18 protein-coding genes are annotated in these 19,693 nt (G+C 72.1%); 13 read left to right on the forward strand and 5 right to left on the reverse strand.

All coding sequences use genetic code 11. The features are described from left to right. Positions 1-5 precede the first annotated feature (5 nt). The 3 genes from nadC to nadA all read right to left on the reverse strand — a co-directional run bounded on the left by nadC (position 6) and on the right by nadA (position 3,668). Positions 6-884, reverse strand: a complete 879-nt coding sequence (gene nadC, locus BLW43_RS00750) for a carboxylating nicotinate-nucleotide diphosphorylase (protein ID WP_093247571.1) — start codon at positions 882-884, stop codon at positions 6-8. Then, positions 881-2,473 (reverse strand): L-aspartate oxidase, encoded by a 1,593-nt coding sequence (locus BLW43_RS00755; RefSeq protein ID WP_093247572.1) that lies wholly within the window; start codon positions 2,471-2,473, stop codon positions 881-883. The genes nadC and BLW43_RS00755 overlap by 4 nt, the downstream gene beginning before the upstream one ends. A gap of 127 nt (positions 2,474-2,600) precedes the next feature. Next, entirely contained in the window at positions 2,601-3,668 is a 1,068-nt protein-coding gene (gene nadA, locus BLW43_RS00760; RefSeq protein WP_093247573.1) for a quinolinate synthase NadA, read from the reverse strand. 218 nt (positions 3,669-3,886) lie between these two features. Here nadA and BLW43_RS00765 point away from each other — a divergent pair, with 218 nt between their 5' ends. Beyond that, on the forward strand, positions 3,887-5,050 hold the full coding sequence (locus BLW43_RS00765) for an isovaleryl-CoA dehydrogenase (RefSeq protein ID WP_093247574.1): 1,164 nt from the start codon (positions 3,887-3,889) through the stop codon (positions 5,048-5,050). A 17-nt stretch (positions 5,051-5,067) separates the two neighbouring features. Here the strand turns inward: BLW43_RS00765 and BLW43_RS00770 are convergent, their stop codons facing one another. Further along, positions 5,068-5,607, reverse strand: coding sequence for a hypothetical protein (locus BLW43_RS00770; protein WP_093247575.1), 540 nt, complete (start codon positions 5,605-5,607; stop codon positions 5,068-5,070). 104 nt (positions 5,608-5,711) lie between these two features. On the opposite strand from BLW43_RS00770, the gene BLW43_RS00775 reads away from it, so the two are divergent. The 3 genes from BLW43_RS00775 to BLW43_RS00785 are packed head-to-tail and all read left to right on the forward strand — an operon-like array spanning position 5,712 to position 8,184. Next, a complete protein-coding gene (locus BLW43_RS00775) occupies positions 5,712-6,182 on the forward strand; it encodes a lysozyme inhibitor LprI family protein (protein WP_093247576.1) in 471 nt (156 codons plus the stop codon). 1 nt (position 6,183) lies between these two features. After that, the gene (locus BLW43_RS00780) at positions 6,184-7,791 is read left to right on the forward strand and encodes a carboxyl transferase domain-containing protein (protein WP_093247577.1); all 1,608 of its coding nucleotides are present in this window, start codon (positions 6,184-6,186) and stop codon (positions 7,789-7,791) included. A 3-nt stretch (positions 7,792-7,794) separates the two neighbouring features. Next, a complete protein-coding gene (locus BLW43_RS00785; protein ID WP_093247578.1) occupies positions 7,795-8,184 on the forward strand; it encodes an MAPEG family protein in 390 nt (129 codons plus the stop codon). On the opposite strand, the gene BLW43_RS00790 is transcribed toward BLW43_RS00785, so the two are convergent. Next, positions 8,166-8,681: a GNAT family N-acetyltransferase gene (locus BLW43_RS00790; RefSeq protein WP_093247579.1), complete on the reverse strand. Its 516-nt coding sequence runs from the start codon at positions 8,679-8,681 to the stop codon at positions 8,166-8,168. The genes BLW43_RS00785 and BLW43_RS00790 overlap by 19 nt on opposite strands. A gap of 50 nt (positions 8,682-8,731) precedes the next feature. On the opposite strand from BLW43_RS00790, the gene BLW43_RS00795 reads away from it, so the two are divergent. From BLW43_RS00795 to BLW43_RS00835, 9 genes are all read left to right on the forward strand, one after another. Then, positions 8,732-10,699 carry an ATP-binding protein gene (locus tag BLW43_RS00795; RefSeq protein WP_093247580.1) on the forward strand — a complete coding sequence of 656 codons (1,968 nt, stop codon included), beginning with the start codon at positions 8,732-8,734 and terminating at the stop codon, positions 10,697-10,699. A gap of 156 nt (positions 10,700-10,855) precedes the next feature. After that, complete coding sequence (locus BLW43_RS00800; RefSeq protein WP_093247581.1) at positions 10,856-11,800, forward strand: sugar ABC transporter substrate-binding protein; 945 nt, start codon at positions 10,856-10,858, stop codon at positions 11,798-11,800. A 63-nt stretch (positions 11,801-11,863) separates the two neighbouring features. Continuing rightward, positions 11,864-12,658: a glucose 1-dehydrogenase gene (locus tag BLW43_RS00805; protein WP_093247582.1), complete on the forward strand. Its 795-nt coding sequence runs from the start codon at positions 11,864-11,866 to the stop codon at positions 12,656-12,658. A 94-nt stretch (positions 12,659-12,752) separates the two neighbouring features. Then, positions 12,753-13,769, forward strand: a complete 1,017-nt coding sequence (locus tag BLW43_RS00810; RefSeq protein WP_093247583.1) for an ABC transporter permease — start codon at positions 12,753-12,755, stop codon at positions 13,767-13,769. A gap of 13 nt (positions 13,770-13,782) precedes the next feature. Continuing rightward, the gene (locus tag BLW43_RS00815; RefSeq protein WP_093247584.1) at positions 13,783-14,745 is read left to right on the forward strand and encodes an ABC transporter permease; all 963 of its coding nucleotides are present in this window, start codon (positions 13,783-13,785) and stop codon (positions 14,743-14,745) included. Continuing rightward, a complete protein-coding gene (locus tag BLW43_RS00820) occupies positions 14,742-16,277 on the forward strand; it encodes a sugar ABC transporter ATP-binding protein (RefSeq protein ID WP_093247585.1) in 1,536 nt (511 codons plus the stop codon). Before BLW43_RS00815 ends, BLW43_RS00820 begins: the two co-directional genes overlap by 4 nt. Then, positions 16,274-17,176, forward strand: coding sequence for an NAD(P)-dependent oxidoreductase (locus tag BLW43_RS00825; protein ID WP_245730863.1), 903 nt, complete (start codon positions 16,274-16,276; stop codon positions 17,174-17,176). The genes BLW43_RS00820 and BLW43_RS00825 overlap by 4 nt, the downstream gene beginning before the upstream one ends. Then, positions 17,173-17,877, forward strand: coding sequence for a ThuA domain-containing protein (locus BLW43_RS00830; protein WP_093247586.1), 705 nt, complete (start codon positions 17,173-17,175; stop codon positions 17,875-17,877). Before BLW43_RS00825 ends, BLW43_RS00830 begins: the two co-directional genes overlap by 4 nt. After that, complete coding sequence (locus tag BLW43_RS00835) at positions 17,874-19,688, forward strand: extracellular solute-binding protein (protein ID WP_245730864.1); 1,815 nt, start codon at positions 17,874-17,876, stop codon at positions 19,686-19,688. Before BLW43_RS00830 ends, BLW43_RS00835 begins: the two co-directional genes overlap by 4 nt. Positions 19,689-19,693 lie beyond the last annotated feature (5 nt).

Raw genomic sequence — 19,693 nt, forward strand, 5'->3', positions numbered from 1 at the left:
GGCCGTCAGACGAAGTCTAGCCCGAGGTCGAGCACCGGGGCGCTGTGGGTCAGCGCGCCGGTCGATAGCAGGTCGACGCCGGTTTCGGCGATCGCCGGGGCCGTCGCCAGCGTGACGCCGCCCGAGGCCTCCGCCACCGCGCGCCCGCCGATCATCGCCACCGCCTCGCGCAGCGTCTCTGGCGCCATGTTGTCGAGCAGCGCGGCGTCGGCCCCGCCGGCGGCCAGAACCTCCGCGAGCTGCTCCAGCGTGTCGACCTCGATCTCGACCTTCATCATGTGGCCGGCGTAGGCGCGCGCCCGCGCCAGCGCCGCCTCAATCCCGCCGCAGGCCGCGATGTGGTTGTCCTTTATGAGGATGGCGTCGTCGAGGCCGTAGCGGTGCGCGCCGCCGCCCCCGGCGCGCACGGCGTGCTTCTCCAGCGCGCGCAGCAGCGGCGTCGTCTTTCGCGTCGCGGCGACCGTGGCGCGGGTGTGCGCGACCGCGTCGGCGAAGCGCCGGGTCAGCGTCGCGACCCCCGAGAGCCGCCCGGCGAAGTTCAGCGCCACCCGCTCCGCGGTGAGGATCGAGCGCGCCGAGCCCGAGACGGCGAGCAGGCGCGCGCCCGCCGCCACCCGGTCGCCGTCGGCGGCGCAGGCCTCCACGCTCAAGCCGGGGTCCACCAGCGCGAAGGCGAGGCGCGCGACGTCCAGCCCCGCCGCGACGCCAGCCTCGCGCGCGACGAGCAGCGCCTCCGCGCGCGTCCCCTCGGGGATCGTCGCGTCGGTGGTGACGTCGCCGGCCCGCCCGAGATCCTCCAGCAGCGCGGCGCGCACGACCGGCTCCAGCATCACGCGGGGCAGAGGGGCGAGGGGCAGAGGGGCGAGGGAGAGCGGCTCTGTCATCGCGTGTCGGTCTCCGCGGCGTCGCGGATGGCCAGCGCCTCCGCCAGGGTGATGTCCGTCGAGGCCGGTCCGGCGCCCGTGTCGGGAAAGTCGCGCCGCCAGTGCCCGCCGCGGCTCTCCTCCCGCCGCAGGGCGGCGGCGGCGATCAGCGTGGCGGCGGCGGCCATGTTGAGGCAGTCGCGCGAGCGCGGCGCCGCAGCCCGCTCGAAGGCCGCGATGCGGCGCAGCGCCTCCGTCAGGCCTTCGGCGTCGCGCTCCACGCCGACGAGGTCGCTCATCGTCCGGCGCAGGGCGGCGGTCTCGGCGGCGATGTCCACGGCGGCGGCGTCGCGCGAGGGGAGCGGCGCGGGCCGGGGCGTCCGGCGCGGGGCCGCGGTCGGCTCGATCCCCTGCAGGTCGCCGGCGATCCGGGCGCCGAAGGCCAGCGCCTCCAGCAACGAGTTCGAGGCGAGGCGGTTGGCGCCGTGCAGCCCCGTGCGCGCCGTCTCGCCGCAGACCCAGAGGCCCGGCAGCGAGGACCGGCCGCGCGCGTCGGTCCGCACTCCGCCCATGTGGTAGTGCTGGGCGGGCGCGACCGGGATCGGCTCGCGCGCGGGGTCGATCCCGGCGGCGCGGCAATGGGCGGCGATGGTCGGGAACCGCTCGGGAAACCGCGCGCCCACCGCCTGCCGCGCATCGAGGAACACCGGCTCGCCCCGGCTGACGCGGGCGTGGATCGCCCGGGCCACCACGTCGCGCGGCGCGAGTTCGGCGTCGGGATGGATCGCCGGCATGAACCGCGCGCCGGTCGCGTCGATCAGCGTCGCTCCCTCGCCGCGCAGCGCCTCGGAGGCGAGCGGCGCAGGGTCGGTCGCCACGGCGAGGCCGGTCGGGTGGAACTGCACGAATTCCGGGTCGGAGATCAGCGCGCCGGCGCGCGCCGCCATCCCCAGCCCTGCGCCGCGCACCGATGGCGGGTTCGTCGTGACGGCGTAGAGGCCGCCGACGCCGCCCGTGGCGAGCACCGTCGCGCGTGCGCGGAACACCAGCGGCTCGCCGTAGGGATCGTCCGAGCGCGCGGCCATCACGCCCGCCACGCGGCCGTCCTCGACGAGCAGATCGCCCGCCCGCACGCCCTCCACCACCGTGATCGAGGGCGCCGCCCGCGCGGCGGCGATGAGGGCGGCCATGATCGCCGCGCCGGCGCCGTCGCCCTTCACCCGCACGATGCGGGCGAAGGAATGGGCGGCCTCGCGCGACTGGGCGAGCCGGCCCTCGGCGTCCCGGTCGAAGGGGGCGCCGTATTCGAGCAGATCGTCGATGCGGGCGGCGGCCTCGCGGGCGACCGCCAGCGCCACGTCGGGGTCGACGCCGCCGGCGCCGGCGGCGACCGTGTCGCGCGCATGCGCCTCGGCGCTGTCGCCGACGCCGATCGCCGCCGCCACGCCGCCCTGCGCCCAGGCGCTGGAGGCGCCGGCGCCGAGCGGGTCGGGCGAGAGCACCGCGCAGGGCGCCGGCGCCATCTTGAGGGCGGTGAAAAGTCCCGCAAGGCCGGCGCCGACGATCAGCGCGCCGCCTGCGTCGAACATGGTGTCGGGGGGGGATCTCATGCTGCTCGGCGTCCTGCGGAATGTCGGTTGCGCCGTCCGGCGCCCGTCGCCCGCGCCCTAGGGGAAGGGCGCGCCGGCGCCAGACGTCGGCGGCGCCCGCATCGGGCGCGCGCCGACGCGCCGGCGCTCAATGCCGGGTGGGCTTCGCGCCGAGGTCGATCATCGCCTGCACCGCCCGCGCCGCCGGCGCGATGAGATGCTCGGGCACGACGACCTCCTCGGTCATCGTGTGCAGCGACCACAGCACGTTCTCCAGCGTGATCCGCTTCATGTGCGGGCAGATGTTGCAGGGCCGCACGAATTCGGTCTCGGGCAGCTCGGACGCCACGTTGTCCGACATCGAGCACTCCGTCACCATGACCACCTTGCGCGGCTTCTCGCGCCGGACCCAGTTGATCATGTCGGCGGTGGAGCCCGAGAAGTCCGCCTCGTCGATGACCGCCGGCGGGCATTCGGGGTGGGCGATGATCGCGGTGTCGGGGTCGGCCTCGCGGTAGGCGCGCAGCTCCTCGGGCGTGAAGCGCTCGTGCACCATGCAGGCGCCCTCCCACCACACGACGCGCTTGCTCACCTGCCGCGCCACGTTGCGCGCGAGATAGCCGTCGGGCGTCATGATGACCGTGTCGCCCGGCATCGCCTCGACCACCTGCGCGGCGTTGGCGGAGGTGCAGCAGATGTCGGACGCCGCCTTCACCTCGGCGGTGGTGTTGACGTAGCTGACGACCTTCGCGCCGGGATACTGCGCCCGCATCCCCTCGATGTCCTTCGCGGTGATCGAGGAGGCGAGCGAGCAGCCGGCGCGGCTGTCGGGGATCAGAACGGTCTTTTCAGGGCTGAGGATCTTGGAGGTCTCGGCCATGAAGTGCACGCCGCACTGCACGATCACCGGCGCCTCGGTGCGCGCGGCCTCGATCGCCAGCGCAAGGCTGTCTCCGCGGAAGTCCGACACGCCGTGGAAGATCTCGGGCGTCATGTAGTTGTGGCCGAGGATGACGGCGCCGCGCTCCTTCTTCAGCGCCTTGATGGCGCGGATGTAGGGCGCGTGGAGCATCCAGTCCGGCTCGGGGATGACCCGTGCGACGCGGGCGTATTCCGCCGCGGTTTCGCGCGCCGCAGCCGCGGACGGGGCCAGATCATAGGCGCCCGCGAGCGCGGCGCGCGCGGCCTTGAGGTCTTGGGCGGCGTTGATCCGCATGGTCTCTCTCCCTCTGCGCCCGCTTTAATGCTCAACCTGAGCATAAAGGCGGCGCGCCTCGCTCGTCCATGAGATGGGGGTGTCGCGGTGACGCTGTCAAGGTATGGTCACGAAGCAGGCGCCGGGGCGGCGCAGGCGGCGCGTCGATGGGCGCCGCGCTTTGGGGGCGGTCGGGCCGGACTACGCCTTGCGGGCGGCCCGCAACGGGAGGATCGGCAGTGTTCAACGCGTCCATGGGCTTCGCGCTCGGCGAGGAGATCGAGGCGCTGCGCGACGTCGTGCGCCGCTTCGCGCAGGAGCGCGTCGCGCCGCTGGCCGCGGAGATCGACCGCGACAACGCGTTTCCGCATCGCCTGTGGCGCGAGATGGGCGCGCTCGGCCTGCTCGGCGTCACCGCGCCGGAGGCGTATGGCGGCGCGGCCATGGGCTACCTCGCCCATTGCGTCTGCGTGGAGGAGATCAGCCGCGCCTCGGCCTCCGTCGGCCTCAGCTACGGCGCGCACTCCAACCTCTGCGTGAACCAGATCACGCTTAACGGCACGCCGGCCCAGCGCGAAAAGTACCTGCCGAAGCTCGTGAGCGGCGAGCATGTCGGCGCGCTGGCGATGAGCGAGCCGGGCGCGGGCTCCGACGTCGTGTCGATGAAGCTGCGCGCGGTCAGGCGCAACGACCGCTATGTGCTGACGGGCTCGAAGATGTGGATCACCAACGGCCCCGACGCCGACACCCTCGTGGTCTACGCCAAGACCGACCCCGAGGCCGGCTCCAGGGGCATCACGGCGTTCCTCGTCGAGAAGGGCTTGGCCGGCTTCTCCACCGCGCAGAAACTCGACAAGCTGGGGATGCGCGGCTCCAACACCTGCGAGCTGGTGTTCGACGGCTGCGAGGTGCCCTTCGAGAACGTGCTGGGCGAGGAGGGGCGCGGCGTGCGCGTGCTGATGTCCGGCCTCGACTATGAGCGCGTCGTGCTGGCGGGCGGGCCGGTGGGCATCATGGCCGCCTGTCTCGACGTCGTCATGCCCTATGTGCGCGAGCGCGAGCAGTTCGGCCGCCCCATCGGCGAGTTCCAGCTGATGCAGGGCAAGCTCGCCGACATGTATGTGTCGACGAACGCCGCGCGCGCCTACGTCTATGCGGTGGCGCAGGCCTGCGACCGCGGCGAGACCACACGGCAGGACGCCGCCGGCTGCCTGCTCTTCGCCTCCGAGCGCGCAACGCAGGTCGCGCTGGAGGCGATACAGGCGCTCGGCGGCAACGGCTACGTCAACGACTACCCCACGGGGCGCCTGCTGCGCGACGCCAAGCTCTACGAGATCGGCGCCGGCACGCAGGAGATAAGGCGCATGCTGATCGGGCGGGAGATTTTCGGGGCGGGCGCATGAGGCGCGCCGTCCGGCCGCTAGATCACACCGCTCGGGTCGAAGCCGCACTGCTCGGCGATCTTGCCGAAGGAGGCGGTGAAGCCGGTCAGCGAAAAGGTCTGCGTCCACTGCGGCGAGATGCCGACATGCACCATCGCGCCGTTGCGCATCGCGCGCAGAACGGGCGTCACCACGTCCTGATCGAGAAAGATTTGGCCGATCCGGTACATCGGCCCGTCCTCGCTTTCGCCGGTGTGCATCGACGCGGGAAACAGCGTCCCGTCGTCGAACAGGAAGGCCGTCGTCGCGCCGTCGACCATGGCGGTGGGCTGGCCCCGCATGGCGCGCTCGACGACCTCGACATGGGGCGGCTCGTGCGTCTCGCCGTCGATCAGCCCCGCGACGACCGAGAGCGTGGGGTCGCCGTCGCCGCCCGTCCACGCCCGGCATTCGGTGTAGGCGTGCTCCTCGCCGAAGGAGTGCGTGACCGTCACGCTCCAGTCTCCGAACTCCCAGTAGGCGTCCTCGCTGGCGATTGCGGGGGCTGTGGCGAGCAGAAGGATGGCGGCGATGCGCATGGCGGGGATGTCCTTGCAGGGGCTGGCGGTTTCGCTGCGAGGCGCGCAGGCTGGCCCGGCCTGCGTGAACATGGTGTGAAGGCGCGGGCTGCGGAGAGGATGGAATGCGCAGGGTGATCGTCGCCGGACTGACGGCCGCGCTGATCGGCGGAGGCGAGGGCGCGGCGCGCGCCGCCGAGCCGCCCGGCCCGATCGAAGGCGCGGCGGCGCTGGAGGCGTGCATGACGGACGAGGAGCACGGCGACACCTGCGTGGGCCTGATCTCCGACCCCTGTTTCGAGGCGCCTGGCGGCTGGACGACGCAGGGCATGGTCGAATGCTTCGGCGCCGAGACCGCCGCGTGGGACGCGCTGCTCAACGCCTACTGGCCGCGGGTGACGGAGCACGAGAGCCACGCCGCCGAGGCGCTGCTGTCGGCGCAACGCGCCTGGATCGCGTGGCGCGACGCCGACTGCCTGTTCCATCGCCTCCGCCACCAGGGCGGCACGATGGGCCGCGTCGCCAGCGCGGCCTGCGTGCGCGACCACACCGCCCAGCGCGTGCTGGACTTCCGCTTCTGGCTGATGGACCCCTGAGATGGCAGTGCTCGCCTCCGCCCTGTCGCCGCGCTCCGCCGAGTTCCGCGCCAACCGCGCCGCGCAGGAGGCCGCGCTGGCCGAGATCGCCGCCGCGGCGGAGACCGCCATGGCCGGCGGCGGGCCCGAGGCGCTGGCCCGTCACGAGGGCCGTGGCAAGCTCAGCCCGCGCGAGCGCGTCGCGAGGCTGCTCGACCCCGGCGCGCCGTTCCTCGAAATCAGCCTCCTCGCCGGCCACGGCATGTATGACGGCGCCGCGCCGGCCGGCGGCGTCATCGCAGGAGTGGGCCGCGTCTCGGGCCGCGAGGCGATGATCGTCGCCAACGACGCCACCGTTAAGGGCGGCGCCTACTTCCCGATCTCAGTGAAGAAGCATCTTCGCGCGCAGGAGATCGCCGAACAGAACCGTCTGCCCTGCGTCTATCTGGTGGACAGCGGCGGCGCCAACCTGCCGCATCAGGACGAGGTGTTCCCCGACCGCGACCATTTCGGCCGCATCTTCTTCAACCAGGCGCGGATGAGCGCGAAGGGGATAGCGCAGATCGCCGTGGTCATGGGCTCCTGCACCGCCGGCGGGGCCTATGTGCCGGCGATGAGCGACGAGACCATCATCGTCGCGGGGCAGGGCACCATCTTCCTCGGCGGCCCGCCGCTCGTGAAGGCCGCCACCGGCGAGGTCGTCAGCGCCGAGGATCTCGGCGGCGGCGACGTCCACACCCGCCTCTCCGGCGTCGCCGATCATCTCGCGCGCGACGACGCCCACGCGCTCGCGCTCGCCCGCCGCGCCGTCGCCAATCTCGGCCCGGCGAGCCGCGCGCCCCTCTCGCTGCAGCCCCCCGAGCCGCCGGCCTTCGACCCCGACGAACTGCTCGGCGTCATGCCCGCCGACCTGCGCCAACCGTCGGACGTGCGCGAGATCCTCGCCCGCATCCTCGACGGCTCGCGGTTCGACGCCTTCAAGCCGCGCTACGGCGAGACGCTGGTCTGCGGCTTCGGACACCTTGAGGGGATGCCGGTCGGCGTGCTCGCCAACAACGGCGTGCTCTATTCCGAGAGCGCGCTGAAGGGGGCGCAGTTCGTCCAGCTCTGCTGCCGGCGCGGCGTGCCGCTGCTGTTTCTACAGAACATCACCGGCTTCATGGTGGGGCGGAGATACGAGGCCGGCGGCATCGCCAAGGACGGCGCGAAGCTGGTGACGGCGGTGGCCTGCGCGGAGGTGCCCAAGCTCACCGTCATCATCGGCGGCAGTTTCGGCGCCGGCAACTACGGCATGTGCGGGCGGGCCTATTCCCCGCGGTTCCTGTGGACATGGCCGGCGAGCCGCATCTCGGTCATGGGCGGCGCGCAGGCGGCGGGCGTGCTCGCCACGGTCAAGCGCGACGGGATCGAGCGGCGCGGCGGCCAGTGGTCCGCCGAGGACGAAGCCGCCTTCCGCGCGCCGATCACGGAGAAATTCGAGCGCGAGGGCCACCCGCTCCACGCCTCCGCCCGGCTCTGGGACGACGGCGTGATCGACCCGCGGGACACCCGACGCGTGCTGGCCCTGTCGCTCTCGGCCAGCCTCGCCGCGCCCGTCGAGGAAACCCGCTTCGGCGTCTTCAGGATGTGAGACATGTTCGCCGTCACAGGGCTCTACGCGCTCCCGCTCACGTTCCTTCTGATCCTGCTCAGCCTCCGCGTCATCGCCGCCCGGCGGCGCTCGCGCATCCCGCTGGGGGCGGAAGGGGACGCGGGGCTGCTGCGCGCGGCGCGGGCGCAGGGCAACTGCGCGGAGTACGCCCCGCTCGGCCTGCTGCTGCTGGCGCTCGCCGAGGCCAACGGCGCGCCGGGCCTCGCGCTGCACGCGCTGGGACTGATCCTCGTTTCGGGCCGCGCCCTGCACGCGCTCGGCGTCTCGCGCGCGCCGGAGGATTTCCGCCTGCGCGTCGCCGGCATGGCGCTGACCTTCACGGCGCTCGGCTGCGGCGCGATGACGGCGGCCTTCTACGGGGTCGCGGCGTGAGCGGCGCCGGGGCCGACGGGCAGGGCGCGCCACGCCGCCCACGGCTGGTCCCGCCCCGGATAGGCGACGGGCGCGAGCGGCCACGCCGCCACCATCGCCCTGAACGCCGCGCCCACGGCCGCGTCGAGCCCTTCGCGGCTGTCGGGGCGCACCCACCAGAACGCCATCGCCGCAAAGCCCGCGCGGTCGCTGGGATAGACGTAGGCGCAGCCGAGCGTGCGGCTCTCGTCGGGCGCGACGACGGTGTAGGCGAAGGAATGGCCCTGCGTGAATTCACGCTCGTGCCAGCCGAGGTCGACGCGGTTCTCGTGCAGCGTCAGCCCTTCGGGCCAGCGGCTGTCGGGGTCCATCGCGCCGCGCAGCGTCGCTGCGCTCGCCATGACCGCCTCGAAATCGCTCTCGGCGTCGGCCAGCCGCAGCGGGCGCAGCGTGAAGGCGCCGCCCTCAACGCGAAGGGGCGGGGCGAAGCCGGGCGGAAGGAGCGGGCGGCGATACATCGCGCGACGCTCGCGCGGCGCCGCGCGCCTGTCAACACGGAGGTCGCGCCATGCTGAGATCCGTCCTGATCGCCAACCGCGGCGAGATCGCCGTGCGCATCGCGGCAACCTGCCGCCGCCTCGGCATCCGCACCGTCGCGGTGTTCTCCGACGCCGACGCCGGCGCGATGCACGTCGCGGCCTGCGACGAGGCCGTGCGCATCGGCCCGGCCGCCGCCGCCGAGAGCTACCTGCGCGGCGAGGCGATCATCGCCGCGGCGCTGGCTGCCGGCGCCGAGGCCATCCACCCCGGCTACGGCTTTCTCAGCGAGAACGCCGGTTTCGCCGAGGCGGTCGGCGCTGCGGGCCTAGTGTGGATCGGCCCGCCGTCGGGCGCGATCCGCGCCATGGGCCTCAAGGACGCCGCCAAGGCGCGGATGGAGGCCGCCGGCGTCCCGATCGTGCCCGGCTGGCACGGGGCGGAACAGGACGCGCGCTTCCTCGCCGGCTGCGCGGCAGAGATCGGCTTTCCGGTGCTGATCAAGGCGCGCGCCGGCGGCGGCGGCAAGGGGATGCGCCTGGTGGAGCGCGCGGCGGACTTCGCCGAGGCGCTGGAGAGCGCCGCCCGCGAGGCCGCCTCCAGCTTCGGCGACGGCGCGGTGCTGGTGGAGAAATACGTCGCCACGCCGCGCCATGTCGAGGTGCAGGTCTTCGCCGACGCGCACGGTAACGCCGTCCACCTCTTCGAGCGCGACTGTTCGCTCCAGCGCCGCCACCAGAAGGTGATCGAGGAGGCGCCGGCCCCCGGCATGACGCCCGAGATGCGCGCCGAGATGGGCGCAGCGGCGGTGCGGGCCGCGCAGGCGGTCGGCTATGTCGGCGCCGGCACGGTGGAGTTCATCGCCGACGCCAGCGAGGGGCTGCGGCCGGATCGCTTCTATTTCATGGAGATGAACACCCGTCTTCAGGTGGAGCATCCGGTGACGGAGGCCGTCTGCGGCGTCGACCTCGTCGAATGGCAGCTCCGCGTCGCGAGCGGCGAGCCGCTGCCGCGCGCGCAGGCGGCGCTGGGGCTCGACGGCTGGGCGGTGGAGGCGCGGCTCTACGCCGAGGACGCCGCCGCCGGCTTCCTGCCGGCGACCGGGCGGCTGCGCCGGCTGCGCCTGCCGTCCTCGGTGCGCGTCGACGCGGGCGTGCGCGAGGGCGACACGGTGACGCCGCACTATGACCCGATGATCGCGAAGCTCATCGCCCATGCGCCGACGCGGGAGGCCGCGTTCGCGCAGCTGGCGGCGGCGCTCGACACGGTCGAGGCCGCCGGCTGCGTCGTCAATGCGGGGTTTCTGGCGCGGCTCCTGCGCCATGGGGACGTCGCCGCCGGGCGCGTCGACACCGGGCTTATCGCGCGCGCCGGAGCGGCGCTCGCAGACGACCCCGCGCCGGCGCCGCTCGACTGGGCGCTCGCCGCCGCGGCGGCGCTCGACCTGGGCGCATGCGGGGATGTCCAGTCCGGCGACGTCTGGTCGGCGCGCGACGGCTGGCGCGCTTGGGGCCGCGCGCTCGCAGCGGCCGAATTCGACGGCGGCGCGGTCAGGCTCCACCGTGAGGGCCCGGCCTGGGCCTGCGAGACGCCCGCCGGCCCCGTGACGGCGACGCTCCTCGCCTTCGGCGACGGCGCGTGGAGCGCCGCGGTCGAGGGCCGGGCGCAGCGCGCGACGGCCGTTCGCGAGGGGCTGGCCGTCGACGTTTTCCGCGCCGGCCGCGCCCATCGCTTCCGGCTGACCGACCCGCTTGCCGGCTTCGTCGAGGCCGCCTCGGCCTCCGGCGACGTCCGCGCGCCAATGCCCGGGCTGGTCAAGGCCGTCCATGTCGCCGCCGGCGACGCCGTGGCGCAGGGCGACCGCGTCGCGACGCTGGAGGCGATGAAGATGGAGCACGCCCTGCGCGCGCCTCTGGCGGGCGTGGTCGCCCGGCTCGACGTCGCGCCCGGAGACCTCGTGGAGGACGGCGCGCTGCTGGCCACGATCGAGGCCGTCTGACGTCGCGGCGATGACGCGCCGCATCAAAACCTGTCCATTCCGGATATAATCGCCCGCGCATGTCGGTCCCGGAACTGGGACACCAGTCGCCATGCGGGGCCGCGCGCTCACGCCGCAAACGCAGCGCGCGCCGCCGCCAACCGTCGGGAGGACGACATGACCGCATTCACCGTCAGGACCGCCGCAGCCGCCTGCGTCGCGGCGGGCTTCGGCTTCGCCGCCTCGGCGCAGGACACGATCCGCGTGGGCATCACGCAGAACAATGTCGGCGTCGACAGCTACCAGACCACCTACGAGCAGGCCTTCATCGAGGCCGCCGAAGCCGATCCGGCCGTCGAGGCGGTGGTGCTCGACGCCGGCGGCGACGTGGCGCGCCAGATCGGCCAGATGCGCGACCTCATCCAGCAGGATGTCGACGTCATCGTGATCTGGCCGACCAACGGCCAGGCCGTCGTGCCGGTGGTGCGTCAGGCGCATCAGGCGGGCATTCCCGTCGTCGTCACCAACAGCCAGATCGCGGAGGCGGGTTTCGACTTCATCGCCTCGTTCTCCGGCCCCAACAACATCACGCAGGGGCAGTATTCGGCGCAGATGATGTGCGAGGCGCTGAACGGCGAGGGCCAGATCGTGCAGATCAGCGGCCAGCCCGGCTACACCACCGCCATCGAGCGCCAGAAGGGCTTTGAGGACGAACTCGCCGCGAGCTGCCCCGGCGTGGAGATCCTCGAGACCCAGCCCGGCGACTGGAACCGCGAGAAGTCGCAGCGCGTTATGGAGAACTTCCTCACCAAATACGACGACATCGACGGCGTCTATTCCGGCGACGACAACATGGGCGTCGGCGCGCTGAACGCCGCCAAGGCCGCGGGGCGCGACGGCATCGCCTTCATCGGCGCCACCAACTTCGCCGTCGGCTACGAGGCGATGGGCCGCGGCGAGTACTGGGGCTCGGTCTATCAGTCCCCGGTCGAGGACGCCAAGAACGCGCTCGCCACGGCCAAGGCCGTCGCGCAGGGCGAGGACGTGCCGTTCCTCAACTACTTCGACACGCCGAAGATCACGCAGTCCAACATGGACGAGTTCTCCAAGCCGGTGTTCTGAGCCGCGCCGCGACAACCCGCGCCGGGCGGGTCGCCCGGCGCCGCTGACAAGGAGAACGCCGACATGGCACGCATGACTGGCAGGAACGCGATCGTCACCGGCGCAGGCCGCGGCATCGGCATGGCCATCGCCGACGCCCTGCTGCGCGAAGGCGCCAACGTCTGCTACGCCGACCTCAACCCCGAGGTCGAGCAGGTCGCCGAGAGCGCCGCGCAGCGCGCCAACGGCGCCCCCGGCCGCGCCATCGCCTGCACCGTGGACGTGACCGAGCGGGCGCAGGTGCGCAAGATGATCGATCGAACCGTGACCGAGTTCGGCTCGCTCGACGTCAAGTTCAACAACGCCGGCGTCAACAAGCCGATGAACTTCCTCGACGTCACCGAGGAGAACTGGGACTTCATCATGCGGATCAACGGCCTCGGCGTGCTGATCGGCTGCCAGGAGGCCGCGCGCCAGATGATCGACCAGGGCAATGGCGGCAAGATCGTCAACACCTGCTCGATCGCCAGCCGGCAGGGCTTCGACAACGTGGCGCCCTACTGCGCCTCGAAGTTCGCCGTGCTGTCGTTGACCCAGAGCGCCGCGCGCGACCTCGCCAAACACAGGATCACCGTAAACGGCTTCGCGCCCGGCGTCGTCCACACCGAACTCTGGAAGCAGCTCGACCGCGACCTGATGGACATCGGCGCCTCCGAGCGCCCCGGTCAGGCGATCGAGGAGTTCAGCGAGGGCATTCTCGTCGGCCGCGTCGCCACCGCCGAGGACATCACCGGCACGACGACCTTCCTCGCGTCGTCCGACAGCGATTACATGACGGGACAGTGCGTGATGATCGACGGGGGCATGATCCTCGTCTGACGACGGCGCGGCCCGCAGCGGGCCGCCGCCGCCCCAGAGACGCCGGCGCGAGACCGGCGCGGGGATGGGCCATGGGCTTGGGAGGAGCACGGAAATGACCAAACTGGACATCCAGTCCGGTCAGGCGGCGCCGCGCCTCGGCGTCCCCGACCGCGACGCGCTGCGCGAGACGCTGCAGAAACAGGGTATCCTGATCGCCTTCGCGCTGTTTCTCGTCGGCTTCTCGCTGATGTCGGACCGTTTCGCGAGCTGGGACAACGTCTCCACCGTGTTCCGGCAGGTCTCGATCATCGGGACCATGGCGCTGGGGGTGACGGTGGTGGTGATCACCGGCAACCTTGACCTCTCCGTTGGCTCGCTGCTCTCCTTCGCGACCGTGCTGGTGGTGGACCTGCACGACCAGATCGGCCCGGCGCCGGCGATCCTCGTGATGTTCGCCGCGACGCTGCTCATCGGCTGCGTCAACGGGCTGCTGGTCGGCTATGGCCGGCTCAACTCGCTGATCGTGACGCTGGGGATGCTGTCAGCGATCCAGGGCCTGACGCTGATCTACAGCGGCGGGCAGAACGTCGACATCGCCGATCAGGAGGGGACGTGGTTCGCCGTCTTCGGCCGCGGCTTCCTGCTCGGTCTCGCCGTGCCGACGCTGATCTTCCTCGGCCTCGCGGTAGCCTTCCACGTCATGCTGACGCGCACGAGTTTCGGCCGCCGGGTGTTCGCCGTCGGCGGCAACCCGACCGCCTCGGCCTTCTCGGGCGTGCGGCGGGCGCGGGTGGTGTTCTCGGCCTATGTGCTGTCAGCCTTCACCACCGCCTGCGCGGCGGTGATCCTCGGCAGCCGGGTGATGGGCAGCCAGAACAACGTGGGCCAAGGCTATGAGTTGCTGGTGCTTTCGGGGGTGATCCTCGGCGGCGCCTCGCTGCTCGGCGGCTCGGGTTCGATCCCCAAGACGGTGATCGGCGTGCTGATCTTGGGCTTCATCCAGAACGGCCTGCTGCTGATGGGCTATCCCTACTACGCGCAGTGGCTGGTGACGTGGGTGGTGATCATCCTCGCCGTCTGGCTCGACGTCGCCTCCAAGCGCGGCGCCTTCTTCACCCGCACGAGCTGAGGAGGACGCTCCGATGGCCGACACGCTCGCAAGCCTTCGCCGCTACATGGTGATCCCGCCGATCTGGCTGTTCCTGCTGGCCTGCGTCGCGTTCTTCTCCGTGCTGACGGATGATTTTCTCGCGCCGGGCAACTTCACCAACATCCTGATCCAGACGTCCACTATCGGCATCATCGCGCTGGGGATGACCGTGGTGATGATCAACGGCAACATCGACCTCAGCGTCGGCGCTGTGGTCGCGCTCGCCGCGAGCCTCTCGGTGGGCCTGCAGGACCAGCTTGGCACGCTGCCCGCCGTCGTCGTGGGCCTCGGCTCCGGCGTAGCGCTGGGCCTGCTGAACGGGATGATCGTCTGGAAGACCGGGGTGGACGCCTTCATCGTCACGCTCGGCGCGATGATCGGCGTGCGCGGGCTGGTGTTCATCTACACCGGCGAGCAGTCCTTCTTCGCGATGGACTTCGCCTATTCCGACTTCGGCATGTCCACTATCGCCGGGCTGCCGACGCTGGCGGCGATCTTCCTCGTCTTCGCGGCGATCATGCACTGGGTGATGACCGCCACGGTCCATGGCCGCAACGCCTACGCCGTGGGCGGCAACCGCGAGGCCGCCGAGCACGCCGGGGTGCGGGTGGGCCGCCACATGGTGATCAACTTCATGCTGGTCGGCTTCTGCGCCGCGCTCGCCGGCGTCACGCTCAGCACGCAGATGGGGGCCTCGACGCCCAATCTCGGCCGCGACTACGAGCTGTGGACCATCACCGCCGTCGTGCTGGGCGGCACCAAGCTCGCCGGCGGCGCGGGTTCGATCCTCGGCACGCTGGGCGGCGTGCTGACCATCGGCGTGCTGCGCAACGGCATGAACCTGATGCAGGTGCCGGCCTTCTACGTTCTGGTCGTGATGGGCGTGATCCTGATCGCGGTGCTGTTCATCGACGCGCGGGTGAACCGCCGCGGGGCAGGGGAGCTGAGACTATGAGCCGGGTCGCGCACCACACCGCCGAAGAACTTGCGGACCTCAAGCACCGTGCGCCGCTCCTGCGCCTGGACGGCGTCACGAAAACCTTCCCCGGCGTGAAGGCGCTCGACGATGTGAGCTTCGACGTGCGCCATGGCGAGGTCCATGCGCTGCTCGGCGAGAACGGGGCCGGCAAGTCGACGCTGATGAAGGTGCTTGCGGGCGTGCACCGCGCCAATTCGGGGACGATCCACCTCAACGGCGAGCCCGTCGAGGTGAACTCGCCGCTGGAGGCGAAGGCCCGCGGCATCGTCCTCGTCCACCAGGAGCTGTCCCTCGCCCCGGAACTGAGCGTGGCGGAAAACATCTTCCTCGGCTCGCTGCCGACCAAGCGCTTTGGGCTGGTGAGCTGGAAGCGCCTCAACGCCGCCGCCACCCACATCCTCGACCGCCTTGGCGTGAAGTTCGAGAGCTACGACCGCGTCGGCGACCTCTCCATCGCCAATCAGCAGATGGTGGAGATCGCCCGCGCGCTCGTCTTTACCCCCAAGGTCGTGGTGTTCGACGAGCCCACCGCCTCGCTGACCGACGCCGAGAAGGTGGTGCTGTTCGACGTCATCGCCGGGCTGAAGAAGGAGGGGACCGGGATAGTCTACATCTCGCACCGCATGGACGAGATCTTCACGCTGTCGGACCGCATCACCGTCCTGCGCGACGGCCAGACCCGCGGCACCCTGAACACGCGCGACACCGACGAGGACGGCGTGACCCGGCTGATGATCGGCCGCAGCCTCGACAAGTCCGCCCGCAAGGCCGCGCCCGAGCCCGGCCCCGTGGCGCTTGAGGTCAAGGGCCTCTCCTGCGGAGACCTGTTCCGCGACATCTCCTTCTCCCTGCGCCGGGGCGAGGTGGTCGGCATGTACGGCCTTGTCGGCGCCGGCCGCACCGAGATCGCGGAGACGATCTTCGGCCTGCGCGCGAAGGATGGCGGCGAGATCCGCATCGACGGCGCGCCGGTGGACATCTCCGGCCCGCCCGACGCGATCCGCCACGGCGTCGCGCTGGCGCCGGAGAGCCGCAAGGAGCAGGGCCTCGTGCTCGGCATGAACTGCCGCGACAACATGAGCCTGTCGCAGCTCGACGCGGTGTCGCGCGGCGGCTGGCTCGACCGCGGCGCCGAACAGGCGATCTATGACGAGTACGCCGGGCGCCTTTCGCTGAAGGCGCCGAGCTGGCGCACGCCGGTGCGCAACCTCTCCGGCGGCAACCAGCAGAAGGTGGTCCTCGGCAAGTGGCTCGGCGTGAAGCCGCGCGTGCTGATCGTGGACGAGCCTACGCGCGGCATCGACGTCGGCTCGAAATCCGAGATTCACGCCCTGATCCGCCGCCTCGCCGCCGAGGGCATCGCCGTGCTCGTCATCTCCTCGGAAATGCCCGAGGTGCTGGCCGTCTCCGACCGCATCCTCGCGCTCTACCATGGCCGGCTGGCGCGCGAGTTCGCCGCCGCCGACGTCACCGAGGACGCGCTCGTGCAGGCGATCTCGGGCCTGTGACGGAGGGCCTGCGCATAGGCTTCTGCGGGCTGGGCCGCATGGGGGCGCCGATGGCGGCGAACCTCGCGCGGGCGGGCTTCGCGCTGACGCTCTGGAACCGCACCGGCGCCAAGGCGGCGGCGCTGGCCGCCGAACTGGGCGCCGAACTGGGCGCCGAGGCGGCGCCGACGCCCGCCGCGCTGGCCGGCGCAAGCGACGTGGTCGTGTCGATGGTGGCCGACGACGCGGCGTCAGAGGCGCTGCATCTCGGGCGCGACGGCCTTGCGGAGGCCGCGCCGGGGCGGCTTTTCGTCGCCATGTCCACCGTCTCGCCGGCGCATGTGCGCGCGCTCGGCGCCGAACTGGCGGGGCGCGGCGGCGCGCTGGTCGATGCGCCGGTCTCCGGCTCGGTCGCGGCGGCCGAAGATGCACAGCTCCTCATCATGGCGGGCGGCGACGCAGGCGACATCGCACGCGCCCGACCGGCTTTGCTGGCGATGGGCCGCGCCGTGCGCGAGACCGGACCGCTTGGCTCGGCGGCGCACATGAAGATCGTCGTCAACTGCCTGATCCACGGCCTCAACCAGACGCTCGCGGAGGCGCTCACGCTGGCGGAGGCCGGCGGCGTCGACGCCCCCGCCGCCTACGCCGTCATCGAGGACAGCGCCGCCGCCGCGCCGATGCTGCGCTACCGCAAGCCGCAGTATCTCGACGGCGAGGCCTCGCCGGTCAGCTTCGCGCTCGGCCTCGCGGCGAAGGACATGGCGCTGGCTCTGGCGCTGGCGCGCGAGGGCGGCGTCGCCATGCCGCAAGCCGAGATCACCCATGCGCTGCTCGCCCGCGCCGAGGCCGCCGGGCTCGGCGCGGCGGACATGGCGGCGATGTTGCGGTTCATGCGCGAAGGAGGCGCTGCGCAATGAAGGCGATGCTTTTTGTCGGCGGCTGGGAGGGGCACCGCCCCGAGGCGTTCCGCGCCTGGGCCGAGGGTCTGCTCGCGCCTGAGGGCTTCGAGGTCGTCAGCCATGACAGCCTCGCGCCGCTGGAGGACGCCGAGGCGATGGCCGACGTCGACCTGATCGTGCCGATCTGGTCCTCCGCCCGCTCGGCGCACCGCCCCGAGTTCGGGAACATGACGAAGCCGCAGGAGGACGGGCTGCTGGCGGCGGTCGCGCGCGGCTGCGGGCTCGCCGGCTGGCACGGCCACATGGGAGACGCCTTCCGCGACCGCCCGACCTATCACTTCCTCATCGGCGGCCAGTTCGTCGCCCATCCGCCGGGCTGGCCCGACAACCCCGTGCCGTCGGACGACTTCGTGGACTACGACGTGACCGTTACCCGGCCCGACCACCCGATCATGGCCGGCATCGACAGCTTCCGCCTGCATTCCGAGCAGTATTACATGCTGGTCGACCCCTCCAACGACGTGCTCGCGACCACGACCTTCTCCGGCGAGCATCTGTGGTGGATCGAGGGCGCCCGCATCCCCGTCGTCTGGACGCGGGTGTGGGACCGGGGGCGCGTCTTCTACTGCTCCGTCGGCCACACGGTCGAGGATCTTGAGACGCCGCAGGTCCGCGAGATCATCCGACGCGGCGCGCGCTGGGCGGCGCGGGCGCTGTGACGGGGCGCGGCGCCTCCGGCCGGCTCGACGCCGCGCTCGCGCGCCAGGGCTTCGGCCCGGCCCTGCGACGGCCGCGCGGCGCCGGCGCCGCGCCGCTCGCCGGCCCCGCCCTCAGCCCCGAGGAGATGCTGCGCTTCATCGACTTCGTGGAGGAGCTTGAGACCGAGGGCGAACTCATCCTGCCGCATTTCACACCCGACCCCTGCCTGCGCGTCACGCTGTTCCTGATGCGCAACCACCTCGACGGCAAGCTGACCACGATTTCCTCGCTCGCGATCGCCTCCGGCGCGCCCTACGCCACCGCGATGCGGCGCATCCAGCAGATGATCCGCGACGGGCTGATCGACCAGCGCCCGCGCTCGGCCACCGGAAAAACCTTCTCGCTGCACCCCTCGCCGGAGATGATCGCGGCGTGGAGCGACTACGCCCACCGCATCAAGCTCGTCATCGGCAAGGCGTTCGGGCTCGGCGAGAAGGGCAGGGCGCAGGACTACTATTTCGGCGGCTCCTACCTGAAGGCGCAGATCATCCCGCTGCCCGCCGCGCGCACCACGCCGCTCGGCGTCAGCGCGCCGCTGCGCATCCTCGTTCACGCCGACCCGACCTTCCTCGCCATGGACAGCCTCAAGCGCCAGTTCGAGCACATCCTCGGCGTCGCGATCCGCAACCGCGCGCTCTCCATCGACCGGCTGCGGCTGGAGACGCTGGCCAACGCAGAGCGGGCCGAGAGCGCCTACGACATCGTCGCCGTCGACCTGCCCTGGATCGGCGAATGCGCCGAGAAGGGCGTGCTGGCGCCGCTCGACGCGATGGTGGCGCGGGAGGGCGTCAATCGCTCCGACTTCCAGGCCGCCGGCTGGCTCGGCTGCCTGCATGGCGGGCGGCAGTACGGCGTGCCGATCCAGACGACGCCCGAACTGCTGTTCTACCGCACCGACCTTTTCGCGGAGGCCGGCGTCGCGCCGCCGCGCACCACCGACGAGATGCTCGCCGCCGCCCGCGCCCTGCACCGGCCCGAACGCGGCCTGCGCGGCGTGGCGTGGAACGGCGCCCGCGGCACGCCGCTCGGCCACAGCTTCATCTTCGCCATGGCGGATTTCGGCCAGCCGGTGATCGACCTCAAGCCCCGCGGCGACGGCTTCGACCCCATGGACCTGCGCGGCGAGCGCCTGCGCCCGATGATCGACACGGCCGCAGGCCTCGCCGCGGCGACCTTCCTGAAAGAGCTTCTGGACGTCTCCGCCCCCGGCGTGCTGGCGATGTCGTGGTTCGAGCGGGTGAAGGCCTACGCCGAGGGCGCCGTCGCCATGGCCTACGGCTATTCGCTGCTTGCGCCCTATTTCGAGCTTGACCCGACCGCGCCGGCCCACGGCCGCACCGGCTACCTGCCGCATCCCTCCGGCTGCGGCGCGCGGCCCATCGCGCCGGTCGGCGGCTACGTCCTCGGCATCCCGGCCAACCTTGCGCCCGAACGCCGGCAGGCGGTGGAGAAGTCCGTCCGCCTGCTCACCTCCGCGGAGGCCTGCAAGCTCTACTTCGTCAACGGCTCGCGGGTCTGTCCCCGCCACAGCGTCGCCGCCGACCCCGAGGTGCGCGCGCTCTCGCCCATCGTCGACGCGGTGGACGCGATGGCCCGCGACGGGAGCCTCCAGCTCTGGCCGCGCCCCGCCGCGCCCGACTTCGCCGACATCACCGCCGTGCTCGGCGAGGAGATGCACCAGATGCTGCGCGGCGAGAAACCGGTCCGCGCAGCGCTCGCCGACGCCCAGAACCGCGCCGACGCCGTGATGCGCGCGCGCGGCCGCTACTGACACGC

The sequence above is a fragment of the Rubrimonas cliftonensis genome (genome assembly GCF_900107585.1).
GTDB classification, from domain to species: Bacteria; Pseudomonadota; Alphaproteobacteria; order Rhodobacterales; family Rhodobacteraceae; genus Rubrimonas; species Rubrimonas cliftonensis.

Excerpts from the sequence above, each read along its gene's own strand:
- BLW43_RS00775 (WP_093247576.1), top strand. The coding sequence starts at position 5,712 with ATGCGCAGGGTGATCGTCGCCGGACTGACGGCCGCGCTGATCGGCGGA.
- BLW43_RS00830 (WP_093247586.1), top strand. The coding sequence starts at position 17,173 with ATGAAGGCGATGCTTTTTGTCGGCGGCTGGGAGGGGCACCGCCCCGAG.
- BLW43_RS00800 (WP_093247581.1), top strand. The coding sequence starts at position 10,856 with ATGACCGCATTCACCGTCAGGACCGCCGCAGCCGCCTGCGTCGCGGCG.
- BLW43_RS00820 (WP_093247585.1), top strand. The coding sequence starts at position 14,742 with ATGAGCCGGGTCGCGCACCACACCGCCGAAGAACTTGCGGACCTCAAG.
- BLW43_RS00755 (WP_093247572.1), bottom strand. The coding sequence starts at position 2,473 with ATGAGATCCCCCCCCGACACCATGTTCGACGCAGGCGGCGCGCTGATC.
- BLW43_RS00810 (WP_093247583.1), top strand. The coding sequence starts at position 12,753 with ATGACCAAACTGGACATCCAGTCCGGTCAGGCGGCGCCGCGCCTCGGC.
- BLW43_RS00795 (WP_093247580.1), top strand. The coding sequence starts at position 8,732 with ATGCTGAGATCCGTCCTGATCGCCAACCGCGGCGAGATCGCCGTGCGC.
- BLW43_RS00780 (WP_093247577.1), top strand. The coding sequence starts at position 6,184 with ATGGCAGTGCTCGCCTCCGCCCTGTCGCCGCGCTCCGCCGAGTTCCGC.
- BLW43_RS00785 (WP_093247578.1), top strand. The coding sequence starts at position 7,795 with ATGTTCGCCGTCACAGGGCTCTACGCGCTCCCGCTCACGTTCCTTCTG.
- BLW43_RS00805 (WP_093247582.1), top strand. The coding sequence starts at position 11,864 with ATGGCACGCATGACTGGCAGGAACGCGATCGTCACCGGCGCAGGCCGC.
- BLW43_RS00815 (WP_093247584.1), top strand. The coding sequence starts at position 13,783 with ATGGCCGACACGCTCGCAAGCCTTCGCCGCTACATGGTGATCCCGCCG.
- BLW43_RS00770 (WP_093247575.1), bottom strand. The coding sequence starts at position 5,607 with ATGCGCATCGCCGCCATCCTTCTGCTCGCCACAGCCCCCGCAATCGCC.
- nadC (WP_093247571.1), bottom strand. The coding sequence starts at position 884 with ATGACAGAGCCGCTCTCCCTCGCCCCTCTGCCCCTCGCCCCTCTGCCC.
- BLW43_RS00790 (WP_093247579.1), bottom strand. The coding sequence starts at position 8,681 with ATGTATCGCCGCCCGCTCCTTCCGCCCGGCTTCGCCCCGCCCCTTCGC.
- nadA (WP_093247573.1), bottom strand. The coding sequence starts at position 3,668 with ATGCGGATCAACGCCGCCCAAGACCTCAAGGCCGCGCGCGCCGCGCTC.